This is a genomic window from Pararhizobium sp. O133, assembly GCF_051669845.1.
Taxonomy (GTDB): domain Bacteria; phylum Pseudomonadota; class Alphaproteobacteria; order Rhizobiales; family Rhizobiaceae; genus Pararhizobium.
The window spans coordinates 827,921-853,613 of sequence record NZ_CP196426.1 but is presented as its reverse complement, the minus strand read 5'-3'; the positions used below and the strand labels follow the sequence as shown (position 1 = coordinate 853,613).

The following is a 25,693-nucleotide window of genomic DNA, read 5'->3' as shown; positions in this document are numbered from 1 at the left end:
TTTCGTAATCTTGTCTCAGACCAGCTTGAACACCCCGATGGCGTACACGACGGAAAGAGCAAGAGCCCACCACACGTTGGGACCGACAAGTCCCAGCCATGCGAGATGAATGAAGGCGCTGCCGAGCAGCGAGACGAACAGCCGGTCTCCCCGCGTCGTCTCGAAGCGCAGGATGCCGACACGCGGATTGCCGCCCGGGCTGGCATATTCCCAGACCGCCATCAGCGACAGCAGCAGGAAGATCGTCAGAAAGAACATGGCGCCGGGAAAAGACCAGGCCATCCAGCCGCCGGGGATCAGCGGGGCGAACCAGTCGCGCACCCCGTCCTTGAGCGGCAGGGACAGGACAAGCAGGCCGACAACGGCTGCATAGACGATAAGGACGATGGCCAGGGCCAGAGGCCAGCGATTGGTGCGTTGAATGACAGCAGCCATGAGACCCTCCCCCTCAGACCCGGCCAAGGGCAAAGCCCTTGGCGATGTAATTGCGAACGAAATAGATGACGATGGCGCCCGGAATGATGGTCAGCACACCGGCCGCGGCCAGCACGCCCCAGTCCATGCCCGAAGCAGAGACCGTGCGCGTCATGATGGCGGCGATCGGCTTGGCGTCGGTCGTCGTCAGCGTGCGGGCGATCAGGAGTTCGACCCAGGAGAACATGAAGCAGAAGAATGCAGCGACACCGATGCCGGAGGCAATGAGCGGGATATAGATCCGCAGGAAGAAGCGCGGGAACGAATAGCCGTCGATATAGGCGGTTTCGTCGATCTCCTTCGGCACGCCGGACATGAAGCCTTCGAGAATCCAGACCGCCAACGGCACGTTGAACAGGCAGTGCGCCAAGGCAACGGCGATATGCGTATCGATCAAGCCGAAGGCTGAATAGAGCTGGAAGAAGGGCAGCGCGAAAACGGCCGGCGGCGCCATGCGGTTGGTCAGCAGCCAGAAGAACAGATGCTTGTCCCCGAGGAAACGGTATCGCGAGAAGGCATAGGCCGCCGGCAGCGCCACTGAAACCGAGATGACCGTGTTCATCACCACATAGATGATCGAGTTGATATAGCCCTTGTACCAGGACGGATCGGTAAAGATCACCGCATAGTTGCGAAGGGTCGGCGCATGCGGATAGAGCGAGAATGCGCCGGTGATCTCGGTATTGGTCTTGAAGCTCATGTTGACGAGCCAGTAGATCGGCAAGAGCAGGAAGATGATGTAGAGCGTCGGCACCAGCCAGGAGAGGCTACGGTCGGACGTTTGGGTCGCGGTGGTCATTGTTTTTCCTCCCTCCGGCCGTCAGTTCTGCGCATCGCTGTTGGTCATCACGGTATAGAATATCCATGAGAGCAACAGGATGATCAGGAAGTAGATGAGGGACATGGCTGCGGCCGGCCCGAGGTCGAACTGGCCGATCGCCATCTTGACGAGATCGATCGACAGGAACGTGGTCGAGTTGCCGGGACCGCCGCCGGTGATGACGAAGGGCTCGGTATAGATCATGAAACTGTCCATGAAGCGCAGCAGGAAGGCGATGAGCAGCACGCGCTTCATCTTCGGAAGCTGGATGTAGCGGAACACGGCCCAGCGCGAGGCGCCATCGATCTTGGCTGCCTGGTAGTAGGCATCGGGGATCGAGACGAGACCGGCATAGCACAGCAGCACGACGAGGCTCGTCCAGTGCCAGACGTCCATGACGATCAGCGTCAGCCAGGCGTCGAAGACGTTGTTGACGTAATTGTAGGGAATGCCGAGCGCCGCCAGCGTATAACCGAGCAGACCGATATCGACACGGCCGAAGACCTGCCAGATCGTGCCGACGACGTTCCACGGAATGAGCAGCGGCAGCGACATCAGCACGAGGCAGACGGGCACGCCAAAACCCTTTTTCGGCATGTTGAGCGCGATCAGGATGCCCAGCGGAATTTCCAGCGCCAGGATGATCGCCGAAAAGAGCAGGTTGCGCCCAAGCGCCTCCCAGAACCGATCGGAATCCAGGACGTCGGAAAACCAGCCGACCCCGTTCCAGAAGAACTGGTTGTTGCCGAACGTGTCCTGAACCGAATAGTTGACCACCGTCATCAGCGGAATGACCGCCGAGAAGGCGACCAGCACCAGTACCGGCAGGACCATGAACCAGGCCTTGTTGTTCCAGGTCTTTTCCATGATCAGGCCTCCCCCCCTACCAGTGATGAATCAGCCACACGCCATGAATCGGCGTAGATATTGATGGCATTGGGATCGAAGGTGATCTTCGGTTCCGAGGGAATTTCACCGTCCTCGTGAACGACGATGGCGATCGGTCGGTTGGCGAAGGAAGCGCGAACGATCTTCTGGCGGCCGATATCCTCGACCTTGGAGATCGTTACCGGCATGCCCTCGCGGCCGAGCCGAACGAATTCAGGGCGAATGCCGAGTTCGGTCTTGGCGCCGGCGGCGATCTTCGGTGCGAAGGAGAGATCGACCTTCTGGCCGTCGAGATCGACGGACGAGCCATCGATCTTCGCCGGCAGCACGTTCATGCCCGGGGAGCCGATAAAATAGCCGACGAATGTATGCTTCGGACGCTCGAAAAGCTCGGCCGGCGTGCCGATCTGGACGATCTCGCCGTCATACATGACGACGACCTTGTCGGCGAAAGTGAGCGCTTCGGTCTGGTCATGGGTAACGTAGACCATGGTAAAGCCGAACTGCTTGTGCAGCCGCTTCAACTGCGAGCGCAGCACCCATTTCATGTGCGGGTCGATAACCGTCAGCGGCTCGTCGAACAGGATGGCGCTGACGTCGGAGCGAACGAGACCACGGCCGAGCGAGATCTTCTGCTTCTGGTCGGCGGTCAATCCTTGCGCCTTCTTCCGCGCCCGGTCGGACAAGCCGATCATTTCGAGGATTTCGGTGACGCGGCGATCGACTTCCCTCTCCGGAACGCGACGGTTGCGCAGCGGGAAGGCCAGGTTGTCGTAGACCGTCATCGTATCGTAGATGACCGGGAACTGGAACACCTGCGCGATGTTGCGGTCCTGCGTCGACAGATTGGTGACGTCCTTGCCGTCGAACAGGATCTTGCCTTCCGACGGCTGAAGCAGGCCCGAGATGATGTTAAGCAGCGTGGTCTTGCCGCAGCCGGACGGACCGAGCAGCGCATAGGCGCCGCCATCGTTCCACTCGTGGTGAACTTCCTTCAGCGAATAGTCCGAGGGCTTGCTCGGGTTGGGGCCGTAGGCGTGGCGGATATGATCGAGATTGATGCGTGCCATGATGTTCTCCTCACGCTCCCCGACCGGTTGAGCCGACGATCGCACGCCCATCGGCGCCGAAGGCCATCAGGTGGCGGGTGTCGACGAAAAGCTCGATCGCCGTGTCCGGCTCGATGTCGTGGATGCCGTGCTCCAGCATGACCCAACGCGAGCCGGCGCAATCGACATGGATGAAGCTTTCCGAGCCGGCGATTTCCGAAATGATGATCTTCGCCTTGAGAGGTGCAGCCGTGGCGTGCGGGCGCTCCAGCGAGAGGTGATGTGGATGGAAAGCGACCGTGTAAGGCCCATCGGCGATGCGAGCCAGATGCTCCGGCACCGGCAGTACGGTGATGCCCTGGCGCTCGAAGACGCTGCCGGCCTTGGTCAACTCGATCGTGTTGAGCGGCGGATCGGCGAAAGTCCTGGCCGTGACGATGTCTGTCGGCTTGCGATAGACCCCGATGGTCGGGCCGAACTGACTGATGCGTCCCTCGTTCAACGTCGCCGTATTGCCGCCGAGCAACAGCGCTTCCTGCGGTTCCGTCGTCGCATAGACGAAGATCGAGCCGGAGGCTGCAAACAGCTTCGGCAATTCCTCGCGCAGTTCCTCGCGCAGCTTGTAGTCGAGGTTGGCGAGCGGCTCGTCGAGCAGGACGAGGCTGGCATTCTTGACGATGGCGCGGGCAAGCGCCGTGCGCTGCTGCTGGCCGCCGGAGAGATTGAGCGGCGTGCGCTCCAGATAGGGCGTCAGCTTCATCAGTTCGGCCGCTTTGCGAACCTCGCGGTCGATCGTCGCCTCGTCCTTGCCGGAAATCCGCATCGGCGATGCGATGTTCTCATAGACCGTCATCGCCGGATAATTGATGAACTGCTGGTAAACCATGGCGACGGAGCGATCCTGGACGCGCACGCCGGTCACGTCCTTGCCGTCGAAGGTGATCGTGCCCGTCGTCGGCTTGTCGAGGCCTGCCATCAGCCGCATCAGCGACGTCTTGCCGGAGAGCGTCGGGCCCAGCAGCACATTGAGCGAGCCCCGCTCCAGCACAAGGTTCGTCGGATGGATATGTATATCCGCCCCCGCGACCTTGGTTATGTTTTTCAGTTCAAGCATTTCTCAGGCTTCCTCCCAGCCGTCGGCAGCGCCATCGAGGCGCCGCCCTCAGGCAACGCTGCGGACAGTCTCCCGCATGTATTCCTCCAACCCGGCGGCTTCCGCCTGGGTCAATTTCAAACCGAGCTTGGTCCGGCGCCAAAGCACGTCCTCGGCGCGCCTTGCCCATTCCTGGGCGACCAGCCACTGTACTTCGACTTCGTAGAGATCGGCGCCGAAAAGGCGTCCGAGATCCTCAATCTTGCCGGCACTGCCGAGCAGGTTCGCTGCCAATGTACCGTAGAGCCGCACCAGCCGCCGCGCATGGCGCGCTGCCAGGAACGGATAGCGGCTGGAAAGCTTCGCGACTTCGGATTCATAGGCCGTCGGCGCGAAATCGCCGCCCGGCAGCACGCTTCCAGCCGTCCATGGACGCCCCTTGGCGCCGATCGCATCGGCGATCTTTTCCAGCGCATGCTCGCCCAGCCGGCGATAGGTGGTCAGCTTGCCGCCGAAGACATTGAGCAGCGGCGCCTCGCCTTGCCCACCATCGATCTTCAGGACGTAATCCCGCGTCGCCTCCTGCGCCTTGGAGGCGCCGTCGTCGAACAGCGGCCGCACGCCGGAATAGGTCCAGACGACATCCGACGGCTTGACGGGTTCGGAGAAATACTCGCTCGCCGCATTGCAGAGATAGTTGATCTCGCCCTCGGTGATCCGGATATCCTTCGGGTCGCCGATAAAATCGTTGTCGGTCGTGCCGATCAGCGTGAAATCGGTCTCATACGGGATCGCGAAGATGATGCGGTTGTCCGGGTTCTGGAAGAAATAGGCACGCGCATCATCGAACTTCTTCTTCACGACGATATGGCTGCCCTGAACCAGGCGGACATTATGGACATTGTTCTTGCGCACGGCCTTCGACAGGACGACATCGACCCAGGGACCGGCGGCATTGACGAGCATGCGGGACTTGAACGTGCTGACGACGCCGGTCGCCGTGTCCTCGACCTTGATCACCCAGACGGAACCCTCGCGCTCAGCCGACATGACCCGGCTGCGGGTCATGATATCAGCGCCCTTGAGCGCTGCATCCTTGGCATTGAGGACGACGAGGCGGGCGTCATCGACCCAGCCATCCGAATATTCGAAAGCCTTGGTGAACAGCGCCTTCAGCGGCTTGGCGGCCGGATCGCTGCGCATGTCGAGCGTGCGGGTCGCCGGCAACAGCTTGCGTCCGCCGATATGGTCATAAAGAAAGAGGCCGAGCCGGATCAGCCAGGCCGGGCGGATGCCACCCTTGTGGAACGGCAGAACGAAGCGCATCGGCCAGATGATATGCGGCGCCATCGCCCAGAGCACTTCGCGCTCCATGAGTGATTCCCGCACGAGACGAAACTCATAATGCTCGAGATAGCGCAGGCCGCCGTGGATCAGCTTGGTGGCGCGCGAGGATGTGCCGGAGGCGAAATCGTCCATTTCCGCGAGTGCGACCGAATAGCCACGGCCAACCGCATCCCTTGCGATCCCGCAGCCATTGATGCCGCCGCCAATCACGAAAATGTCGAGTACATCCTGCGCAGGCACTGCTTTCCCTCCCCGCTTTTCGCATTGCACAATTTTGAGCATTTGCGAAAGCAAAAATAATTAAAGCGAATAACTTGCGAATGTCAAACGAATGTTTTTAGAAAATCAGCAGCGCCTGAAATTGACCTTCAGGCGGAGGTTTCGATCAGACGGACATCCTGTTCCTGGCAGATCGAACGCACGTTTTCCACGGGACAGGTATCGGTAATGAAGGTATGAACCTGGGTGATATGGCCGATGCGAACAGGCGCTGTTCGTTCGAACTTGGTCGAATCGGAAACCAGAATGACATGACGGGCATTGGCGATGATCGCCTGCGCCACTTTCACTTCGCGATAATCGAAATCCAGGAGCGCGCCGTCATGGTCGATCGCCGAGGCGCCGATAACGGCATAATCCACCTTGAACTGACGGATGAAATCGACCGCCGCCTCGCCGACGATACCGCCATCGGCGCCACGCACGACACCGCCGGCAATGACCACCTCGATGGAGGGAAAAACACGTAAACGATTGGCAACATTGATGTTATTGGTGATCACCATCAATTCCGCATGATCGAGCAACGCTTCGCCGACGGCTTCCGTCGTTGTACCGATATTGATGAACAGCGACGAATTGTTCGGGATCATGGCCGCCGCCGCCTGGCCGATTGCCTGCTTCTCGAGTGCCGCGATCGAGCGACGCGCTTCGTATTTCACATTTTCGTTTCCGCGCGGGAAAATGGCGCCGCCATGGATACGCGTCAGCACCCGCCCGTCGCACAAATCGTTGAGATCCTTGCGGATAGTCTGCGGCGTCACGGAGAAGCGCACGGCAAGTTCATCGACGAGGACACGGCCTTCCGTCTTGGCCAGTTCCAGAATTTCGGACTGTCGGCCCGTCAGATACATCAATATCACTCCCGCTGTTTTCGTTTTTCTTCATAATATGCAAAAACGAAAGCAGTGCAATTTCATAAACGCAACGCGCCATTTGAAAATGAACCTTGCGGGTAAAAGGACGATCGGCTGCGTTTGCAATTCTGGTCGCGATGCGACAGCCTGTCGGTCGCTTGGGAGGATTTCCGATGTTTCATCCATCTCTGTTCAAAGATATCAACGTGGTCGTCACCGGCGCCGGTCGCGGCATCGGCCTTGAAGTCGCCCGTCAGTTTCTCGATTGCGGCGCCACCGTCTATCTGCATGGCGGACGCATCGCGCGCGAGCCGCTACCGGACTTCCTCGATTCCGCGCTTGTCGATGGCCGCGCCTATCTGTCCTACGCGGATTTCTCGATGGCCGGCGGCGTCGATCTGCTGGCGGAGAGCATTGGCAAGCGGTTCCGGTCGATCGACGTGCTGGTCAACAATGCCGGCACGATGGTCGGACGATTCCTGGCCGGCGATCTGACGGACGCGCAATATGAGAGCGTCGTGCAACTCAACCAGACCGCCGTCGTCCAGACAACCCGCGCGCTCCTGCCGCTGCTGCGCCGTGGCACGAACCCGGCGATCATCAACACCGTGTCCATTTCGGCGCTGACCGGCGGCAGCGCCGGCTCGTCGATCTATTCGGCGACCAAGGCCTTCGTCTCCACCTATTCCAAGGCGCTTGCCCGTGAACTGGCGCCGGAGAGCATCCGCGTCAATTGCGTATCGCCGGGCACGATCACCACTGATTTCCACGACCGCTACTCCTCGGCCGAAAAGCTCGAGGCGACGCGCAAGACGATCCCGCTGCAGCGGTTGGGCACGGCGGAGGATTGCGCGCCGGCCTATTTGTTCCTCGCGTCGCATACGCTCTCCGGCTACATCACCGGCCAGGTGCTGGAAGTGAACGGCGGACAGCTGATCTGCTGACCACACACGGCATCGCGTTCGGGAGGGGTGGCGCATGATCGACAAGCTGGAATTCTTCATCGCGCTCGCCCAGGAACGGCATTTCGGGCGGGCGGCCGATCTCTGCGGCATAACCCAGCCGACACTTTCAGCCGCCATCAAGCAGTTGGAAGAGCAGCTTGGCGTCATGCTCGTCAATCGCGGCTCGCGCTACCAGAGCCTGACCCCGGAAGGCCAGCGCGTGCTGGAATGGGCCCGCCGCATCGTCAGCGATTCGCGCACCCTGCATGAGGAAATGCGGGCTGCGCGGCGCGGCCTTGTCGGCCATATCCGGCTCGCCGCCGTGCCGACCACGCTCGCCATGGTGCCGCGTATCACCGGCCCGTTCCAGGAAAAGCATCCCAACGTCACCTTTTCCGTGCTCTCCACCACATCCCTCAAAATCCTCGGTCTTCTGGAAAACCTCGAAATAGACGCCGGCCTCACCTATCTGGAAAACGAACCGCTCGGGCGGGTCACCAGCGTGCCGTTGCAGGTGGAACGCTACCATCTCGTCACCGCAGCCGGCAGTCCGCTGTCGGATCGCGAAACCGTGACCTGGAAGGAAATCGCCGGCATTCGGCTTTGTCTATTGACCGCCGACATGCAGAACCGACGGATCATCAATCAGCACTTTTCCGAAGCCGGCGTCAGTGTGTCCCCGACGCTGGAATCCAATTCCATGATCGTGCTGTTTTCCCATGTGCGCACTGGCCACTGGGCCAGCATCATGCCCTATAACGTCGGGAAATCATTCGGTTTTTACGAGGATATTCGCCTCATCCCGATCATCGAGCCCGATGCCCGCCACACCGTCGGCCTGGTGGCCACGCACCGCGAACCCTTCACACCGCTCGTCTCGGCGCTTTTGCACGAAGCCCGTATTCTTGGCGAGATTCCCGCCTATTGATAGAAAATTCCTATCACCCAACGAAAGACGCGTATTGACCGTCAAACGCAGTGCTGACACGCTGTTTAATAACGCGTGGAATGCAAAAATGCCGTGTTTATCCCGCAAGGGATGAAACGAGACGATCCGAAGCTCTCGAGTGGCGGATGACCTCGGACGGCGAGCATGACGCTATATTGTTCATTTCAGTTCGGGAGGTCTGAACGTTGAACCTGCATATATCAAGCCGGGATATCGGCGAGCGGACGCTCTCGATCGTCAGCGAGATGAAGGCGCTCGAAGGCCCGCTTCTGCCGATCCTGCACGAGATTCAGGCCGAGTTCGGTTATGTGCCGCAGGAAGCCCTGCCGATCATTGCCCGCGAACTCAACCTGTCGCGCGCCGAGGTCCACGGCGTCGTCACCTTCTATCACGATTACCGCGATCACCCGACCGGCCGTCATGTGCTGAAGCTCTGTCGTGCCGAAGCCTGTCAGTCGATGGGCGGCGATGCTCTGGCGGAACGGGTCAAAGCCCTGCTCGGCATCGACTTCCACCAAACAACACTGGATGGGGCCGTGACGCTCGAACCGGTCTACTGTCTGGGGCTCTGTTCCACCGCACCCGCCGCGATGTTGAACGGCGAGGTGCATGGGCGGCTTGATGCGGATGCGGTGAAGGACCTCATCGCGGAGGTGCGGGCATGAGCGTGCGGATTTTCGTCCCCAAGGATGCGGCGGCCCTGGCGCTCGGCGCCGATCGTGTCGCCCGGGCCCTGTCGCGTGAAATCGAAACCCGCGGCATCGATGCGACGATCGTCCGCAACGGTTCGCGCGGCCTGCACTGGCTGGAGCCGATGGTCGAGGTCGAGACACCGGACGGCCGTGTCGCCTATGGTCCGGTCAAGGCCTCCGATGTCGCCTCCCTGCTCGACGCAGGCCTTGCCACCGGCGGCAGCCACCCGCTCTGTCTTGGAAAGACCGAGGACCTGCCCTTCCTGAAAAGCCAGACGCGGCTGACCTTTGCCCGCTGCGGCATCGTCGATCCGCTGTCCCTTGCCGACTATCGCGCCCATGACGGGCTGAAGGGCCTGGAAAAGGCCCTGACGATGGCGCCCGCCGATGTCGTCGCCCAGGTCACCGAAAGCGGCCTGCGCGGTCGCGGCGGCGCCGGCTTCCCGACCGGCATCAAATGGAAGACGGTGCTCGATACTGTCGATGAGCGAAAATATATCGTCTGCAACGCCGACGAGGGCGACAGTGGTACCTTTGCCGACCGGATGATCATGGAAGGCGATCCCTTCGTCGTCATCGAGGGCATGGCGATCGCGGGACTGGCGACACTTGCGACCAAGGGCTTCGTCTATATCCGCTCGGAATATCCGCATGCCATAACGACGATGACGAAAGCCGTCGAGATCGCTCGCGCGACCGGCGTCCTCGGCCCCTCGGTGCTCGGCTCCGGCCGTACCTTCGATATCGAAATCCGCACCGGCGCCGGCGCCTATGTCTGCGGCGAGGAAACGGCGCTGCTCAACTCGCTCGAAGGCAAGCGCGGCATCGTCCGCGCCAAGCCGCCGCTGCCGGCCCACAAGGGTCTTTTCAACCGTCCGACGGTGATCAACAACGTCATCTCGCTCGCCTCGGTGCCGGTGATCATGGACAAGGGCGCAGTCTACTATAAAGACTTCGGCATGGGCCGTTCGCGCGGCACCATCCCGATCCAGATCGCCGGCAACGTCAAGCATGGCGGCCTCTATGAAGCCGCCTTCGGCCTGACGCTCGGCCAGATCGTCGATGAGGTCGGCGGCGGCACGGCAAGCGGGCGCCCCGTCAAGGCCGTGCAGGTCGGCGGCCCGCTCGGCGCCTATTTCCCGCGCGCTTTGTTCGACACACCCTTCGACTACGAGGCCTTCGCAGCCAGGGACGGCCTGATCGGCCATGCCGGCATCACCGTCTTCGACGACAGCGCCGACATGCTGAAGCAGGCACGTTTTGCGATGGAATTCTGCGCCATCGAAAGCTGCGGCAAGTGCACGCCGTGCCGGATCGGCTCGACGCGTGGCGTCGAGACCGCCGACAAGATTGCGCAAGGGATCGAGCCGGAAAAGAACAAGGCACTGCTCGCCGACCTCTGCAACACGATGAAATTCGGCTCGCTCTGCGCCCTCGGTGGCTTCACCCCCTATCCGGTGACCAGTGCCATGAACCATTTCCCGGACGATTTCAGGCCGGCACCCTTGGTGGAGGCGGCGGAATGATCTTCAGCAAAAGACCCCTCCCGCTCGCTCTGCTCGCCGCCCTCCCCACAAGGGGGAGGGCTGAACCCGCGGCGATTTCCCGCATCAATCTTTCATCCCCTTTGCGGAGAATTCGGCTGGTCAAGCCCCTCCCCCTTGTGGGGAGGGGTTGGGGAGGGGTCTTAGACTCCGCAAACTCATATCTGACGACATCCACACAGGAGGCCCTCCATGCCCCTCGTTCCTGAAATCGACTTCGGTACCCCCGCCTCCCGCGCGGAAAAGATGGTGACGCTGACTATCGATGGTCGCGAGATCACCGTGCCGGAGGGTACTTCGATCATGCGCGCCTCGATGGAAGCCGGCATCCAGGTGCCGAAACTCTGCGCCACCGACATGGTCGATGCCTTCGGCTCCTGCCGCCTCTGTCTTGTGGAAATAGACGGACGCAACGGCACGCCCGCCTCCTGCACCACGCCGGTTGCGCCCGGCATCAGCGTTCACACGCAGACCTCACGTCTCAAGGACATCCGCAAGGGGGTGATGGAGCTTTATATCTCCGACCACCCGCTCGACTGTCTGACCTGCGCCGCCAATGGTGACTGCGAACTGCAGGACATGGCTGGCGCCGTCGGCCTGCGCGATGTGCGCTATGGCTATGAGGGCGACAACCATGTCAAGGCGCGCAACAATGGCGACATCAATGCCAAATGGATGCCGAAGGACGAATCGAACCCCTATTTCACCTACGACCCTTCCAAGTGCATCGTCTGTTCGCGCTGCGTCCGCGCCTGCGAAGAGGTACAGGGCACGTTCGCGCTGACCATCGAAGGCCGTGGCTTCGGCAGCCGCGTCTCGCCCGGCATGCACGAGAACTTCCTGGAATCGGAATGCGTTTCGTGCGGCGCCTGCGTGCAGGCCTGCCCGACCGCGACGCTGACCGAAAAGTCTGTGATCGAGATCGGCCAGCCGGAACATTCCACCGTTACGACCTGCGCCTATTGCGGCGTCGGCTGTTCGTTCAAGGCGGAAATGCGCGGCGAGGAACTGGTTCGCATGGTGCCGTGGAAGGACGGCCAGGCCAATCGCGGCCATTCCTGCGTCAAGGGCCGCTTTGCCTATGGCTACTCCACCCACAAGGAACGCATCCTCAACCCGATGATCCGCGAGAAGGTTTCGGATCCCTGGCGCGAAGTCAGCTGGGAAGAGGCGCTGGCCCATACCGCAGCCGAATTCCGCCGCATCCAGTATCAGTACGGCCGCGAATCGGTCGGCGGCATTACCTCGTCGCGCTGCACCAATGAAGAAACCTATCTGGTCCAGAAGCTGATCCGCGCCGGCTTCGGCAACAACAATGTCGATACCTGCGCCCGCGTCTGCCATTCACCGACCGGCTACGGCCTCGGCGCCACCTTCGGCACCTCGGCCGGCACGCAGAATTTCGATTCGGTCGAACACACCGACGTCGTCATCATCATTGGCGCCAACCCGACCGACGGCCACCCCGTCTTCGCCTCGCGCCTCAAGAAGCGCCTGCGCCAGGGTGCCAAGCTGATCGTGATCGATCCGCGCCGCATCGACATGGTCTCGTCACCGCATATCAAGGCGGCGCATCACCTGCCGCTGCTTCCCGGCACCAATGTCGCCTTGGTCACCTCGCTCGCCCATGTTATCGTCACCGAAGGCCTGTTCGACGAGAAGTTCATCCGCGAACGCTGCGACTGGTCGGAATTCGAGGATTGGGCCGCCTTCGTCGCCGAACCGCATCACAGCCCCGAAGCCGTTGAAAAGCTCTGCGGCGTTCCGGCTGAGGAAATCCGGGGCGCCGCCCGCCTGTTCGCCACCGGCGGCAATGGCGCGATCTATTACGGTCTCGGCGTCACCGAACACAGCCAGGGCTCGACGACGGTCATCGGCATCGCCAACCTTGCCATGGCCACCGGCAATATCGGCCGTCCCGGCGTCGGCGTGAACCCGTTGCGCGGCCAGAACAACGTGCAGGGCTCCTGCGACATGGGTTCGTTCCCGCACGAGCTTCCCGGCTATCGCCACGTCTCGGATGACGCAACCCGCGATATCTTCGAAAAGCTCTGGGGCGTCACCATTTCCAACGAGCCGGGCCTGCGCATCCCCAACATGCTGGACGCCGCCGTCGACGGTTCGTTCAAAGGCATTTACATCCAGGGCGAGGATATCCTGCAGTCCGATCCGGACACCAAACACGTTTCGGCGGGCCTCGCCGCGATGGAATGCGTCGTCGTGCAGGACCTGTTCCTCAACGAAACCGCCAACTATGCCCATGTCTTCCTGCCAGGCTCGACCTTCCTCGAAAAGGACGGTACCTTCACCAATGCCGAGCGCCGCATCAACCGCGTCCGCCGGGTGATGACGCCGCGCAACGGCTATGCCGACTGGGAAGTGACCCAGAACCTCGCCAACGCCATGGGCCTGAACTGGAACTACACCCATCCCTCCGAAATCATGGACGAGATCGCCGCGACAACCCCCAGCTTTGCGCTGGTGTCCTACGACTATCTGGAAAAGATGGGCTCGGTTCAGTGGCCCTGTAACGAAAAAGCGCCGCTTGGCTCGCCGATCATGCATATCGACGGCTTCGTGCGTGGCAAGGGCAAGTTCATCCGCACCGAATATGTCGCGACCGACGAAAAGACCGGCCCGCGCTTCCCGCTGCTGCTCACCACTGGCCGTATCCTCTCGCAATACAATGTCGGCGCGCAGACACGGCGCACGGATAATGTCGTCTGGCACGAGGAAGACCGGCTCGAAATCCATCCGCACGATGCTGAATTGCGCGGCGTGCGCGATGGCGACTGGGTAAAGCTGCAGAGCCGCGCCGGCGATACCACCCTGCGCGCGCTGATCACCGAACGCGTCGCCCCCGGTGTCGTCTACACCACCTTCCATCACCCGACGACGCAGGCGAACGTCATCACCACCGACTTCTCCGACTGGGCAACCAACTGCCCCGAATATAAGGTGACCGCCGTCCAGATATCGCCCTCGAACGGCCCGTCGCAATGGCAGGTGGACTACGACGAACAATCCCGCCAGTCCCGCCGCATCGCCGGCAAGCTGGAGGCTGCGGAGTAGGATTTGTCAGTGATGGTTGTGGCGGCACTCTCGTTCCGACAGGTACGATTTTTCGTTTTCGTTGGGAGCTTGCGGCAGATGCGGGCTAACCCTCCCCCTTGTGGGGAGGGTCGGAGCGAAGCGGAGGGGAGGGGTTCTTTTTTTTGATGACAATAAAGTCCTCTCCTTACCCCCTCCCCACAAGGGGGAGGGGCTTAACCCGGCCGATCCGCCTGTCTTCCTCTTCTCCCCAACGGGGAGAAGGTGCCCGCAGGGCGGATGAGGGGGGCCGAAGGCCAGTTTCGCGTACGCCGAGGACAGCGGTTTCAGTTGGTGGCAAGAATGAGGTGGCTTCGCCCCCCTCATCCGGCGCAGTGCGCCACCTTCTCCCCGATGAGGAGAAGAGGGAGCTTGCCGCATGACCGAGTTCAAACTCACCCATACCGTCCCTGAAACGGCCCATCGCAACGGCAAGCTTACCTCCGGCTCCCGCGTGGTCCCCGAGGAAACGCCGGTGGCCCTCTCCTATGGCGGCTCCACCCATGCCGTGATGATGGCGACGCCCGGCGATCTGGAGGATTTCGCCGTTGGCTTCAGCCTGACCGAGGGCATCATCACCAGCCCGTCGCAGATCGAGACGGTCGAGGCCGTCACTGACGAAAAAGGCATCGACCTGCAGATCATGCTGAAGGATGAGCAAAACGACGCGCTGGTCTCCCGCCGCCGCCACATGGCCGGCCCGGTGGGCTGCGGCCTCTGCGGCATCGAATCGATCGAGCAGGCCGTGCGCAAGACGCCGTCCATTTCCGCCTCGCCGCTGCGCCTGACCGAACAGCAGATCGTCGAAGCCGTGGCGCTTCTGAACGGCCAGCAACCGCTGCATTTCGAGACCCGAGCCGTGCATGGCGCCGGTTTCTATGTGCCGGGCAAGGGCCTGATCGCCGTACGCGAGGACGTCGGCCGCCATAATGCCCTCGACAAGCTGGTGGGCGCCGCTGCCCGCGCCGGCCATCCGGGCACGACCGGCGCTGTCATCGTGACGAGCCGTGTATCCGTCGAGATGGTGCAGAAGACCGCCATCATCGGCAGCCCGTTCATCATTGCCATCTCGGCGCCCACCGCCCTTGCCATCCGCACGGCGGACGAGGCCGGCATGACGCTGATCGCGCTGGTGCGCGGCGCCGATTTCGAAATTTTCACCCACCCCAACCGCATTCAATCCGGAGCCGTCGCCGATGTCGCTTGATAACACCAATGGCAAACTCGTGCGGATGGCAAACCAGATCGCCACCTTCTTCAAGTCGCAGCCCGAAGCCGAGCGCGTCGAAGGTGTCGCCACCCATATCAACAAGTTCTGGGAGCCCCGCATGCGCAAGGCCTTCTTCGAACTGATCGAACAGGGCGACGCCGGCTTCGACCCCATCGTCATCTCCGCCGCTGCCAGCATCAAACGCCCCACCCCGAGCCCGCAGGACGCCGACGCTGCACAGTGACATGTCCCGGCAATACGATTGAACCGACGCACCGTCCGGGTTAAACAACAATACCGAAAAAGATGGGCCGGTTGGTAATCCGGTCCCTGCGCAAAGCAGCTTATGGCCTTCGGGCTTCCACGGGTCCGGTTTGATCGCAAGCGGTCAGCGGGTACGTGGTCCCATGCCGTGTTTCCTCGCTGGCGAACAAGGAATATCGACATGGCATCTGAAATGACCCCGGCGCATACCATCGAAAACCGCACACTGGATCGAGCGACGGTCGAGGCGCTGGCGAAAAGCGGAATGCCGCACAAGCTTGTCGATTGCACCCTTGAGGAAGTTGATCTCTCGCGTCTGGTGCTGGAGGGCTGGGTGTTCGAGGCATGCAACGTCAAGCAGGCCAATTTCACCGGAGCAAAACTGAGTGACACGGTCTGGTCAAACTGTAAGGGTGGTCTTGCCGACTTTACCGGCGCCGATCTGTCCGAGAGCCGGATCCAGGGCTGCGATTTCAACAATTCGAGCTTCCGGGGCGCCACGCTGACCGGCGCGCAGATCGAGCGCTGCAAACTGACCGGCGCCAATCTTGCGGAAGCCAAGACACTTAACCTGACCATTGACGAAACACGCTTGGCCGATGCCCGTCTGCCCGGCCTTTCCTTCCGAAAGGCACGGCTGAACGGGCTCGATTTCCAGCTGGCGGACTTAAGGAAATCCGATTTCCGCGACGCCATCTTTCAAGACTGCAGCCTGCGCGACGCCAACCTTGCCGAATGCCGGTTCGAAGGCGCCGATCTGCGCGGCGCGGATCTCGGCGGCATCCGTCTCTTGAACGCCAAGCAGTTCAAGGGTGCCACCATTTCACGCGACCAGGCAGGACAGTTGCTGGCCGAACTTGGGTTAAAGGTTCGGTAGCGTTTACCGGACCAGTCCTATCCACGCGTCAGCTTGACGATCTCGGCAGCCAGGCTTTCCTGTGAATAGGGTTTGCCGAGACGCGGCACCTCGATATCGGCGCCCGGTGGCAGGTCCGCATATCCCGTTGCGAGCAGGATGGGAAAATCCGGGTTCAATGAACGCGCAGCCTTCACCAGATCGGCGCCGGTCATGCCGGGCATGGAATAATCGGTGATCATCAGGTCGAACACTTGGCCATTGTTCAGCAGATCCAGCGCCTCCCTGCCGGAATGCGCTTCCACCACCTCATGACCGAGGTCCATCAGCATGTCCGCAGAGCTCATGGCAATCAGAACGTCGTCATCGACCAACAGGATTCGTTTCGGCCCGGTATCCTGGCCGTCGGCAGGTTCGGTTTCCGCCGGCTGCTCGACCACGAAATCCTCGGTCGCGACAGGCACCCAAAGCGCCGCTGTCGTGCCGGTTCCGACGGTGCTCGCCAGCTTCAGCGCGCCCTTGAGCTGTAGCGCAAGCCCGTGGATCATCGATAGGCCGAGCCCCGTCCCCTTACCCAGTTCCTTCGTCGAAAAGAATGGCTCGATCGCCTTCCGCAGGGTTTCGGCGTCCATCCCATGTCCCTTGTCGATAACCGACAGGACCACATAACGCCCCCGTGCCAGATCGTCATCAGGAACGGACTGCACCATTTCCTTCAGTTCGATCCGTAGCGCGCCACCGTTTGGCATTGCATCGCGGGCGTTCACGGCGAGATTGAGCAGCGCCAGCTCGATCTGGTTCGAATCGGCAACCACGGGCGGAAGTGTCGATGGAATCGATGTTTCGACCATGATCTCAGTGCCAACTGACCGCCTGAGAAGGTCCTCCATGTCCAGGACCAGCTTGGCCATATCGACGGAGCCCACATGCAAATCCTGCCGCCGCGCAAAAGCCAGAAGACGCTGCGTCAGCGATGCCCCCCGCTTTGCTCCCTGCAATGCCCCTTCGATTAGCCGGAGAGACTTTGCATTCCCGTCAAGGTGCTTGCGCAACAGCTCGAGATTGCCCAGCACCGCCATCAACAGATTGTTGAAATCATGGGCGACACCACCGGTCAGCTGGCCGATCGCTTCCATTTTTTGTGCCTGGCGCAACTGCTCCTCGGCCTGTTCGCGCTGCGCCACCTCCGCCATGACGGTCGCATGTGCAGCTTCGAGCTCGGCCGTGCGCTCGGCAACACGAACCTCGAGAATTTCGTTGAGCTGCCTTTGATTTTCCTCGGCGCGCATGCGGGCGGTGATATCGGCGGAGACCCCGACCAGCTTGACCGCACGGTTCTTGCGGTCCCGGTATAGCTGGGCGCGGATTTCGGCCCAATGGATCGATCCGTCCTCCCGGAGGATGCGATATTCGATCGAATAGTCGGCGCCGGTCTCGATCGTGTTCTTCACCGCAGCCTGCATCCGATCGACATCTTCCGGGTGAATGAGCAAGATCAGATCGTCGTAAGTGAAGGGATCATCCGCTACGCGGCCGAAAACCCTCCGGCAGGTCGCCGAGGTCGTCAGCGCAAAAGTCGCCAGATCAAGCTCCCAGGTGCCCAATCGCCCTGCCTCCAGCGCCGTCTGAAGTCTTCGCTCACCTTCGTCGAGGGCCTCCATGCGAAGACAAGCCTCATACTGACGTCGCCGGTCGCGGAGTGCGGTCTTGGCGACACTGGCAAAGGTCGTGGCATGGAAGGGTCGTTCCAGAAAGCTGGCATTGCCGAGAACCTCGGACAGGCGGGCTGCCGCGGGATTCCGCTCCGGTCCACCCCCACGCTGCGTCAGGATCACGAATGGCAGATCCGACCAACTCGGCTGGGCCGCAATCCAGCCACAGAGGGAGCGCAGATCGGCCGAACGCAAAGCTTCCTCGGTGACGACGGCAAAAGCGATGTTCTCTTCCAGGTCGGCAACGAACGTATCCAGATCATCGGCCAGCTTCGAACGCATTCCGGCCGCAGCCAGCAACGAGGCGGCAATCTGCGCATCTCTCCCCGCAGGCGCATGAATCAGCGCTATGGCATCTCTGTCAGGAATTGTTGCCGTCCTCGTCCGAGAGTTCGAGCAGGGGCTGACCCTGATTCATAAGGCTCGGCACGCCGCGAAGGACACCTTGGAAACCGGACAACGGCTGTCCAAGCGTCAAGCCGCCCTCACCGATGGTGTACTCGCGGATCGTGTCCTCGTGCTTGCCGGTGCGCTTCTTGATAATCGATATCGCCCGCCTCACCTTGCCGAATGCTTCGAAATAGCGCAGCAGAATGACCGTATCGGCGAGATAAGTGACATCCACCGGTGATTTCATATCTCCGACAAGGCCATGTTGCGCAATCGTCAGCATTGTATTGGTGCCCTGCCGGTTCAGGTACTGCAGCAGTTCGTGCATGTGGAGGATCAGCGAATTCTCCTCCGGCATGGCCGCCTGGTAGCCGTTGATGCTGTCGATCACCACGGTCTTGGCGTCGAACGATGCGACGCGGTCACGCACCCGATGAGCGAATTCTCCGGGCGAAAGCTCCGCGGCATCGAGTTGCTCGATATGGATCAGACCGCGATCACGCAGGTCTTCGAGATCAATTCCCAGGAGTTTCATGCGGGCATAAAGCAGCCCGAGTTCTTCATCGAACACGAAGATCGCCGCTTTTTCCCCGCGCTCCACGGCAGCGCTGACGAATTGCAGCGCAAACAGGCTCTTGCCTGTCCCGGTCGGGCCGATCAGCAGCGTACTCGATCCGCGCTGGATACCACCACCCAGCAACGCATCGATCTCTTCGATGCCGCTACTCAGCGTATCGCGGGAAAAGTCAGTGCGGTGTTCCAGAGCACGCAGGCGCGGGAAAACCGCCACGCCGCCGGTCTTGATGACAAAGTCATGATAACCGCCGCGAAATGCCTGACCGCGATATTTGACGATGCGCATGCGACGGCGCTCGGACCCGTAATCAGGCGCCAGCTGCTCGAGATGCACGACACCATGCACCACGCTGTGAACCGTTTTATCGAGATTATCCGATGTCATGTCATCCAGCAGGACTACCGTTGCACCGGACCTGGCAAAAAAATGCTTGAGCGCCAGAAGCTGGCGCCGGTACCGCAGCGAACTTTGCGCCAGCAGCCGAATTTCCGAAAGACTGTCGATTACGAGGCGGCTCGGCTTCAACCGCTCAAATGCCTCGAAGATCAGTTTCGTGGTTTCGCCGAGTTCGAGATCGGACGAGTAAAGCAGGCTCTGTTGCTGGTCCGCATCGAGAAGACTTTCCGGCGGAACAAGCTCGAATATCTCGATCTCATCTCCCAGTGTCATGCCGTGGGAGGTGGCACTTTCCCGAAGTTCTCCCTCGGTCTCGGACAGGGTAATGTAGAGACACCGCTCGCCAAGCTTTGCGCCTTCGATCAGGAACTGCAAGGCAATGGTCGTCTTGCCCGTCCCGGGCGATCCCTCCAGCAGATAGACGCGGCCACGAGAAAGGCCTCCCGAAAGCACATCATCCAGCCCCACCACGCCTGTCATCGCTTTCGATTCATGCCTGCTTGCCATATGCTCTCCTTTCATCGAACGAAATATAGGGCCGCCTCTAAAAACGGCAACGGTTTCACCGGATGGGCGAAAAATTGATTGGCGATTCCTTTCCCTTTTCGTCGATCATCGGCTGATACGTGTCGACAGGATGATCGAGGACAAAGTCTTCTCCACCCCGTCGATTTCGCCGATGCGATCAATCACCAGGTCAAGCTCGCTGATCGAACTGGCCGCGACGATGGCGATGAGATCGAAGCTGCCGCTGACGGAATGCAGCGTTCGGACATCCTCGATATCGTGCAATTCCTGCGTCACCCGCCCCAGCGCCTTGGCGGCCAGTGTGATCAGCACATGCGCCTTGACCAGCCCCTTCTCGAAGTCATCCGATAGCCGCACGCCGTAACCGGCGATTACCCCGTCCCGCTCCAGCCGCTCGATCTTCGCCTGCACCGTCGTGCGCGACAGGCCGAGCTTGCGCGCCAGAAGCGCCGTCGGCATGCGAGCATTCTCGCTCAGGATCGCCAGAAGTTGCCTGTCCTTGTCCACTAACGTCATTTTGAAGAACTCCATCGGCGAAATGCCGATATATCTACGGCATTTTTATCAGATCATCGCTTCATATCAACCATGGAACGGCGGACAATGGAGCACTGACATTCATTCGAGGGGAACCACCATGAAAAACATCGTCGTCATCGGCGCCGGCAAGATCGGCTCGACCATCGCGCGGCTTCTCGCCCATTCTGGCGACTATCAGGTCACGCTTGCCGATCGTAGCGCCGAGCAACTGGCCCTGATCGAGAAGCATGACGCGATCTCGGTCGCGGAAATCGACATTTCCGACAGCGCTGCCATGGTTGCCCTGCTCACCGGCAAGTTCGCCGTTCTCAGTGCCGCCCCCTATCACCTGACCATCGCCATTGCAGAAGCCGCCTCCAAGGCCGGCGTGCATTATCTCGACCTGACCGAAGACGTCGAATCCACTCGTCGCGTCAAGGCGATCGCCGAAACCGCCTCAACCGCCTTCATTCCGCAGTGCGGCCTCGCACCGGGCTTCATCTCGATCGTCGCCAATGACCTCGCCAGCCGGTTCGACACGCTCGACAGCGTCCGTATGCGCGTCGGTGCCCTGCCGCAGTACCCGTCCAACGCGCTCAACTATAACCTGACCTGGAGCACGGACGGCGTCATCAACGAATATATCGAGCCCTGCGAAGCCATCGTCGAAGGCCAACTGATCGAAGTTCCGGCGCTGGAAGAGCGCGAGGAATTCTCGCTTGACGGCGTCACCTACGAAGCCTTCAACACCTCGGGCGGCCTCGGCACGCTTTGCGAAAGCCTCAAGGGCAAGGTCCGCACGCTGAACTACCGCACCATCCGTTATCCCGGCCATGCCGCGATCATGAAGGCCCTGCTCAACGACCTCGGCCTGCGCCATCGCCGCGAAGTGCTGAAGGATATCTTCGAAAACTCGCTGCCCTCGACCATGCAGGACGTCGTCATCATCTTCGTGACCGTGTCCGGCCGCAAGGAAGGCCGCCTCGTGCAGGAAACCTATGCCAACAAGGTTTACAGCGCCGTCGTCGCCGGCCGCATGATGAGCGCCATCCAGATCACCACGGCGTCCAGCATCTGCGCCGTGCTCGACATGCTCGCCAAGGGTGAACTGCCGGCCAAGGGCTTCATCCGCCAGGAAGAAATCGGTCTCGACGCCTTCCTCAAGAGCCGCTTCGGCCACCACTACGAACAGAGAGCCTACGCGGACAAAATGGCAAGCTGACCTGCGGGGACAAAAAGACCATGGACCGCGACGCCCGGGATCGAAAGGTCTCGGGCGTTTTTGTGTTTTAAAATCAGGCCGCGGACAGCCCCTCATCCGCCCTTCGGGCACCTTCTCCCCGCCTGCGGGGAGAAGGAGACAAACAAATACCCCCGGGACTGTTGAAGACAGCGCGAGGTCGAGAAGAAAAATCGATTGGTGCGGCATATCCCTTCTCCCCGCAAGCGGGGAGAAGGTGGCCGACAGGCCGGATGAGGAGCAGTCCCGAGTGGTTTACGTCCGCCCGAACTCGTCGTCCAGCCGGATGATGTCGTCATCTTCGAGATAGGATCCAGTCTGCACCTCGATCAGTTCCAGCGGAATCTTGCCGGGATTGGTGAGGCGGTGGACGACGCCCTGCGGGATATAGACCGACTCGTTTTCATGCAGTAGCCGCGTCTCGCCATCGATGGTGATCTCAGCGGTGCCGCGCACGACGATCCAGTGTTCCGAGCGATGATGGTGCTTCTGCAGCGAGATCTTGCGCCCGGGCGTCACATGCAGTCGCTTGACCTCGAAGCGCTCACCGCTCAACACCGACGCCACCGCGCCCCAAGGGCGATAGGAGGTTGGGTGGTTCTCCGTCAGTCCCTTGGTCTTGGCCGACTGCGCCAACTGCTTGACGATCTTGCCGACATCCTGGCTGTCCTCAAGCCGGCCGACATAGACGGCATCCTCGCTGGCAATGACGGCGATATCGTCGAGACCCTGCACCGCGAGATGGATATCGCGCGACAGGACCAGCGAGTTGCGCGTGTTGGATACGGTCGCCTTCTGTCCGACGACGTTGCCGTCGGCATCCTTCTCGCCGATCGCCCAGACAGAATCCCAGCTGCCAAGATCGGACCAACTGAAGGATGACGGCACGACGGCGGCATGCGGCGTGTTTTCGAAAACGGCATAATCGACCGAAATGTTGGGCGCCTGCGAGAAGGATGCCTCGTCCAGCCGGTCGAAGTCGAGGTCGCGCTCAGCGCCCTGGATGGCGCGTTGCGCTGCGTCGTAGACCGCCGGAGCATAACGCAGGATTTCCGCCAGGAATTGGCCGACCGGCAGCATGAACATGCCGGAGTTCCAGAGATAGTTTCCGCTCGCCAGCAACTCTTCGGCCCGCTCCCGGTTCGGCTTCTCGACGAAGCGCGCGACATTATGCGCGCCCGTCTCCAGCGCATCTCCGGTTTCGATATAGCCGTAACCCGTCGCCGGTTCGGTCGGCTTGATGCCGAAGGTCACCAGCTTGCCAGCCCTGGCGGTCTCGCGAGCGATGCGAATGCAATCGAAATAATGCTCGCCGGCGTCGATCTCGTGGTCGGAGGCCAGAACCTGCATGATCGCATCATCGCCATGATCGCGCAGCACGACGAAGGCGGCTGCGGCAAGTGCCGGCGCCGTGTTGCGGGCAATCGGCTCGAGCAGGATGCTCGACAGCGGCGCGTCCAGCGCGCGGGCCTGCTCTGCGACGATGAAGCGAAACTCGGCATTGGTGACGATCACCGCCGGCGTGTACCAGTCAGGATCGGAAACCCGTTCCAGCGTTTTCTGGAACAATGAGTGATCGCCGAGGAACTGGAGAAACTGCTTGGGTGAAGCCGAGCGCGACAGCGGCCACAACCGCGTACCCTTGCCGCCGGCCATGATGACCGGCACGATCTTGGAAAACATGCGCATCCTCTTGTCACTTGTCGGGCCTTCCGGCCCTCAATTCTCAAAAATGCCTGCGACGAGCGCAGCCTAACGGAAAACTAGGGTAAGTAAATTCATTTCGCAAATGCGAGCATATATAGAATCAAAGCTTTAACAGCGCGATGACCAAATCGGACGCTCTCAATTCATGGTAAAAATGCAAAATAGCGCAACAAAAAACCCCGCCGAAGCAGGGTTTTGAAACGTCAGCGGTGATGTCCAATTCAGGCGGCGACAACGATACCGTTCAACTGCGTCAGTTCGGCAAGGAACTGCTCCAGTCGTGTCTTGTGCTCGTCACCATGCGAACCGTCGGCCAGTTCTGTCCTGGTTGCCTCAATGCGCCTTTCGATGGCGGCACGATCCAGTTCGCCAACCGGCACGGCCGATTCGGCCAGCAGAGTGCAGCCCGTCGGCAGGATATCGGCGAAACCGCCGAACACGACATAGCGCGTTACCTTGCCGTCGGCAGCCTTCACGGTCACGACGCCCGGCTTGATGGTCGTCATCGTTGGGGCATGATTGGCCATGACCGTCATCTCGCCTTCCGTTGCCGGAATGACGACTTCGCTGACACGCTCGGAAAGCAGCAGGCGTTCCGGAGAAACGAGTTCGAAATTGAAATCAGCCATGACACATTTAGCAAATAGCGAATAGCGAACAGCAATAGATCAAAGAAACCCTATCGCCAATTTCAATCTATCCCTATTCGCTACTCCCTATTCCCAATTCGCTTGAATTAAGCGGCTTCCGCAGCCAGACGCTTTGCCTTCTCGACGGCTTCGTCGATGGAGCCGACCATGTAGAAGGCGGCTTCCGGAAGGTGATCGTACTCGCCGTTGACCAGGCCCTTGAAGCCCTTGATCGTGTCTTCGAGAGCAACGAGCTTGCCCGGCGAGCCGGTGAAGACTTCGGCAACGAAGAACGGCTGCGACAGGAAGCGCTCGATCTTGCGGGCGCGGGCAACCGCAACCTTGTCTTCTTCCGACAGTTCGTCCATGCCTAGGATGGCGATGATGTCCTGGAGCGACTTGTAGCGCTGCAGGGTCGTCTGCACCTTGCGCGACACTTCGTAATGTTCTTCGCCGACAACCATCGGGTCGAGCATGCGCGACGTCGAGTCGAGCGGGTCAACAGCCGGGTAGATACCCTTTTCAGCGATCGAGCGCGACAGAACGGTCGTTGCGTCCAGGTGGGCGAACGAAGTTGCCGGAGCCGGGTCAGTCAAGTCGTCGGCCGGAACGTAGATGGCCTGAACCGAGGTGATCGAACCCTTGGTCGTCGTGGTGATGCGTTCCTGCATCTGGCCCATGTCGGTGGCGAGCGTCGGCTGATAACCAACGGCCGAAGGAATACGGCCGAGAAGAGCCGACACTTCGGAACCTGCCTGGGTAAAGCGGAAGATGTTGTCCACGAAGAACAGAACGTCCTGACCTTCGTCACGGAACTGTTCGGCGATCGTCAGACCGGTCAGAGCGACGCGGGCGCGGGCGCCCGGCGGTTCGTTCATCTGGCCGTAAACGAGAGCAGCCTTGGAGCCTTCGCCACCGCCATGCTTGTTCACGCCGGATTCGATCATTTCGTGGTAAAGGTCGTTGCCTTCGCGGGTCCGTTCACCCACGCCAGCAAACACCGAGTAACCACCGTGCGCCTTGGCGACGTTGTTGATCAGTTCCATGATCAGAACGGTCTTGCCGACGCCGGCGCCGCCGAACAGGCCGATCTTGCCACCCTTGGCGTAAGGAGCCAGAAGATCGACGACCTTGATGCCGGTGACGAGGATCTGCGCTTCCGTTGACTGCTCGACGTAAGCCGGTGCTTCCTGGTGGATCGAGCGCTTGCCCGACGTGATCAGCGGACCGGCTTCGTCAACCGGCTCGCCGATGACGTTCATGATGCGGCCGAGCGTTTCCAGACCGACCGGAACGGTGATCGGAGCGCCCGTGTCCGTGACCGGCTGACCGCGAACCAGACCTTCGGTCGAGTCCATGGCGATCGTGCGCACGGCGTTTTCGCCGAGATGCTGGGCGACTTCGAGAACGAGGCGGTTGCCGTTGTTGTCGGTTTGCAGCGCGTTCAGGATCGAAGGCAGCTGACCTTCGTCGAAGGTCACGTCGACGACGGCGCCGATGACCTGCGTTACGCGGCCAACTGCGCCCGTTGCTGCAGTGACCGCTGCTACCTTGGCTGCCGCCGGCTTGCGGACTGCCGGCTTCTTTACCGCTGCTGTATCTGTGGGGGTAGCTGCCTTAGCCATGATTCTTACCCTCT

The 25,693-nt window shown here is 60.9% G+C and carries 22 protein-coding genes; 9 read left to right on the top strand and 13 right to left on the bottom strand.

Translation table 11 applies throughout. The annotated features are described in order from the left end of the window. Positions 1-15 precede the first annotated feature (15 nt). From ACST81_RS04030 to ACST81_RS04000, 7 genes are all read right to left on the bottom strand, one after another. Positions 16-435: a DUF2160 domain-containing protein gene (locus ACST81_RS04030; RefSeq protein WP_438751559.1), complete on the bottom strand. Its 420-nt coding sequence runs from the start codon at positions 433-435 to the stop codon at positions 16-18. Between the two features lie 13 nt (positions 436-448). Beyond that, complete coding sequence (locus tag ACST81_RS04025; protein WP_438751558.1) at positions 449-1,273, bottom strand: carbohydrate ABC transporter permease; 825 nt, start codon at positions 1,271-1,273, stop codon at positions 449-451. Between the two features lie 21 nt (positions 1,274-1,294). Continuing rightward, positions 1,295-2,161: a carbohydrate ABC transporter permease gene (locus ACST81_RS04020; RefSeq protein ID WP_438751557.1), complete on the bottom strand. Its 867-nt coding sequence runs from the start codon at positions 2,159-2,161 to the stop codon at positions 1,295-1,297. A 2-nt stretch (positions 2,162-2,163) separates the two neighbouring features. Further along, a complete protein-coding gene (locus tag ACST81_RS04015) occupies positions 2,164-3,252 on the bottom strand; it encodes an ABC transporter ATP-binding protein (RefSeq protein ID WP_438751556.1) in 1,089 nt (362 codons plus the stop codon). Positions 3,253-3,262: 10 nt separating this feature from the next. Continuing rightward, a complete protein-coding gene (locus tag ACST81_RS04010; protein WP_438751555.1) occupies positions 3,263-4,345 on the bottom strand; it encodes an ABC transporter ATP-binding protein in 1,083 nt (360 codons plus the stop codon). 48 nt (positions 4,346-4,393) lie between these two features. Next, positions 4,394-5,953: a glycerol-3-phosphate dehydrogenase gene (gene glpD / locus ACST81_RS04005; RefSeq protein WP_438751554.1), complete on the bottom strand. Its 1,560-nt coding sequence runs from the start codon at positions 5,951-5,953 to the stop codon at positions 4,394-4,396. An 86-nt stretch (positions 5,954-6,039) separates the two neighbouring features. Beyond that, positions 6,040-6,804: a DeoR/GlpR family DNA-binding transcription regulator gene (locus ACST81_RS04000; protein ID WP_438751553.1), complete on the bottom strand. Its 765-nt coding sequence runs from the start codon at positions 6,802-6,804 to the stop codon at positions 6,040-6,042. Positions 6,805-6,980: 176 nt separating this feature from the next. On the opposite strand from ACST81_RS04000, the gene ACST81_RS03995 reads away from it, so the two are divergent. The 8 genes from ACST81_RS03995 (at position 6,981) to ACST81_RS03960 (ending at position 16,377) form a co-directional block, all read left to right on the top strand. Then, positions 6,981-7,751, top strand: a complete 771-nt coding sequence (locus ACST81_RS03995) for an SDR family NAD(P)-dependent oxidoreductase (RefSeq protein WP_438751552.1) — start codon at positions 6,981-6,983, stop codon at positions 7,749-7,751. Positions 7,752-7,785: 34 nt separating this feature from the next. Continuing rightward, entirely contained in the window at positions 7,786-8,679 is an 894-nt protein-coding gene (locus tag ACST81_RS03990; RefSeq protein ID WP_438751551.1) for a LysR family transcriptional regulator, read from the top strand. 206 nt (positions 8,680-8,885) lie between these two features. After that, a complete protein-coding gene (locus ACST81_RS03985) occupies positions 8,886-9,365 on the top strand; it encodes a formate dehydrogenase subunit gamma (RefSeq protein ID WP_438751550.1) in 480 nt (159 codons plus the stop codon). Beyond that, positions 9,362-10,918, top strand: a complete 1,557-nt coding sequence (locus ACST81_RS03980) for a formate dehydrogenase beta subunit (RefSeq protein ID WP_438751549.1) — start codon at positions 9,362-9,364, stop codon at positions 10,916-10,918. Before ACST81_RS03985 ends, ACST81_RS03980 begins: the two co-directional genes overlap by 4 nt. A gap of 210 nt (positions 10,919-11,128) precedes the next feature. Next, a complete protein-coding gene (fdhF, locus tag ACST81_RS03975) occupies positions 11,129-14,008 on the top strand; it encodes a formate dehydrogenase subunit alpha (RefSeq protein WP_438751547.1) in 2,880 nt (959 codons plus the stop codon). Between the two features lie 397 nt (positions 14,009-14,405). Next, entirely contained in the window at positions 14,406-15,233 is an 828-nt protein-coding gene (gene fdhD, locus ACST81_RS03970; RefSeq protein ID WP_438751546.1) for a formate dehydrogenase accessory sulfurtransferase FdhD, read from the top strand. Continuing rightward, positions 15,223-15,480 carry a formate dehydrogenase subunit delta gene (locus ACST81_RS03965; protein WP_438751545.1) on the top strand — a complete coding sequence of 86 codons (258 nt, stop codon included), beginning with the start codon at positions 15,223-15,225 and terminating at the stop codon, positions 15,478-15,480. Before fdhD ends, ACST81_RS03965 begins: the two co-directional genes overlap by 11 nt. Positions 15,481-15,681: 201 nt before the next feature. After that, positions 15,682-16,377: a pentapeptide repeat-containing protein gene (locus ACST81_RS03960; RefSeq protein ID WP_438751544.1), complete on the top strand. Its 696-nt coding sequence runs from the start codon at positions 15,682-15,684 to the stop codon at positions 16,375-16,377. Between the two features lie 17 nt (positions 16,378-16,394). Here the strand turns inward: ACST81_RS03960 and ACST81_RS03955 are convergent, their stop codons facing one another. The 3 genes from ACST81_RS03955 to ACST81_RS03945 all read right to left on the bottom strand — a co-directional run bounded on the left by ACST81_RS03955 (position 16,395) and on the right by ACST81_RS03945 (position 20,475). Then, entirely contained in the window at positions 16,395-18,350 is a 1,956-nt protein-coding gene (locus ACST81_RS03955; protein WP_438751543.1) for a PAS domain-containing protein, read from the bottom strand. 79 nt (positions 18,351-18,429) lie between these two features. Continuing rightward, positions 18,430-19,938, bottom strand: coding sequence for an ATPase domain-containing protein (locus ACST81_RS03950; RefSeq protein WP_438751542.1), 1,509 nt, complete (start codon positions 19,936-19,938; stop codon positions 18,430-18,432). Between the two features lie 105 nt (positions 19,939-20,043). After that, the gene (locus tag ACST81_RS03945) at positions 20,044-20,475 is read right to left on the bottom strand and encodes an Lrp/AsnC family transcriptional regulator (protein WP_062577605.1); all 432 of its coding nucleotides are present in this window, start codon (positions 20,473-20,475) and stop codon (positions 20,044-20,046) included. Positions 20,476-20,596: 121 nt separating this feature from the next. On the opposite strand from ACST81_RS03945, the gene ACST81_RS03940 reads away from it, so the two are divergent. Then, positions 20,597-21,700, top strand: a complete 1,104-nt coding sequence (locus tag ACST81_RS03940) for a saccharopine dehydrogenase C-terminal domain-containing protein (RefSeq protein WP_438751541.1) — start codon at positions 20,597-20,599, stop codon at positions 21,698-21,700. Positions 21,701-21,973: 273 nt separating this feature from the next. Here the strand turns inward: ACST81_RS03940 and ACST81_RS03935 are convergent, their stop codons facing one another. The 3 genes from ACST81_RS03935 to atpD form a co-directional block, all read right to left on the bottom strand. Further along, the gene (locus ACST81_RS03935) at positions 21,974-23,401 is read right to left on the bottom strand and encodes a mannose-1-phosphate guanylyltransferase/mannose-6-phosphate isomerase (RefSeq protein ID WP_438751540.1); all 1,428 of its coding nucleotides are present in this window, start codon (positions 23,399-23,401) and stop codon (positions 21,974-21,976) included. Positions 23,402-23,646: 245 nt separating this feature from the next. Continuing rightward, entirely contained in the window at positions 23,647-24,054 is a 408-nt protein-coding gene (locus ACST81_RS03930; protein ID WP_438751539.1) for a F0F1 ATP synthase subunit epsilon, read from the bottom strand. Positions 24,055-24,161: 107 nt separating this feature from the next. Beyond that, positions 24,162-25,679, bottom strand: a complete 1,518-nt coding sequence (gene atpD / locus ACST81_RS03925) for a F0F1 ATP synthase subunit beta (RefSeq protein ID WP_438751538.1) — start codon at positions 25,677-25,679, stop codon at positions 24,162-24,164. Positions 25,680-25,693: the final 14 nt, after the last annotated feature.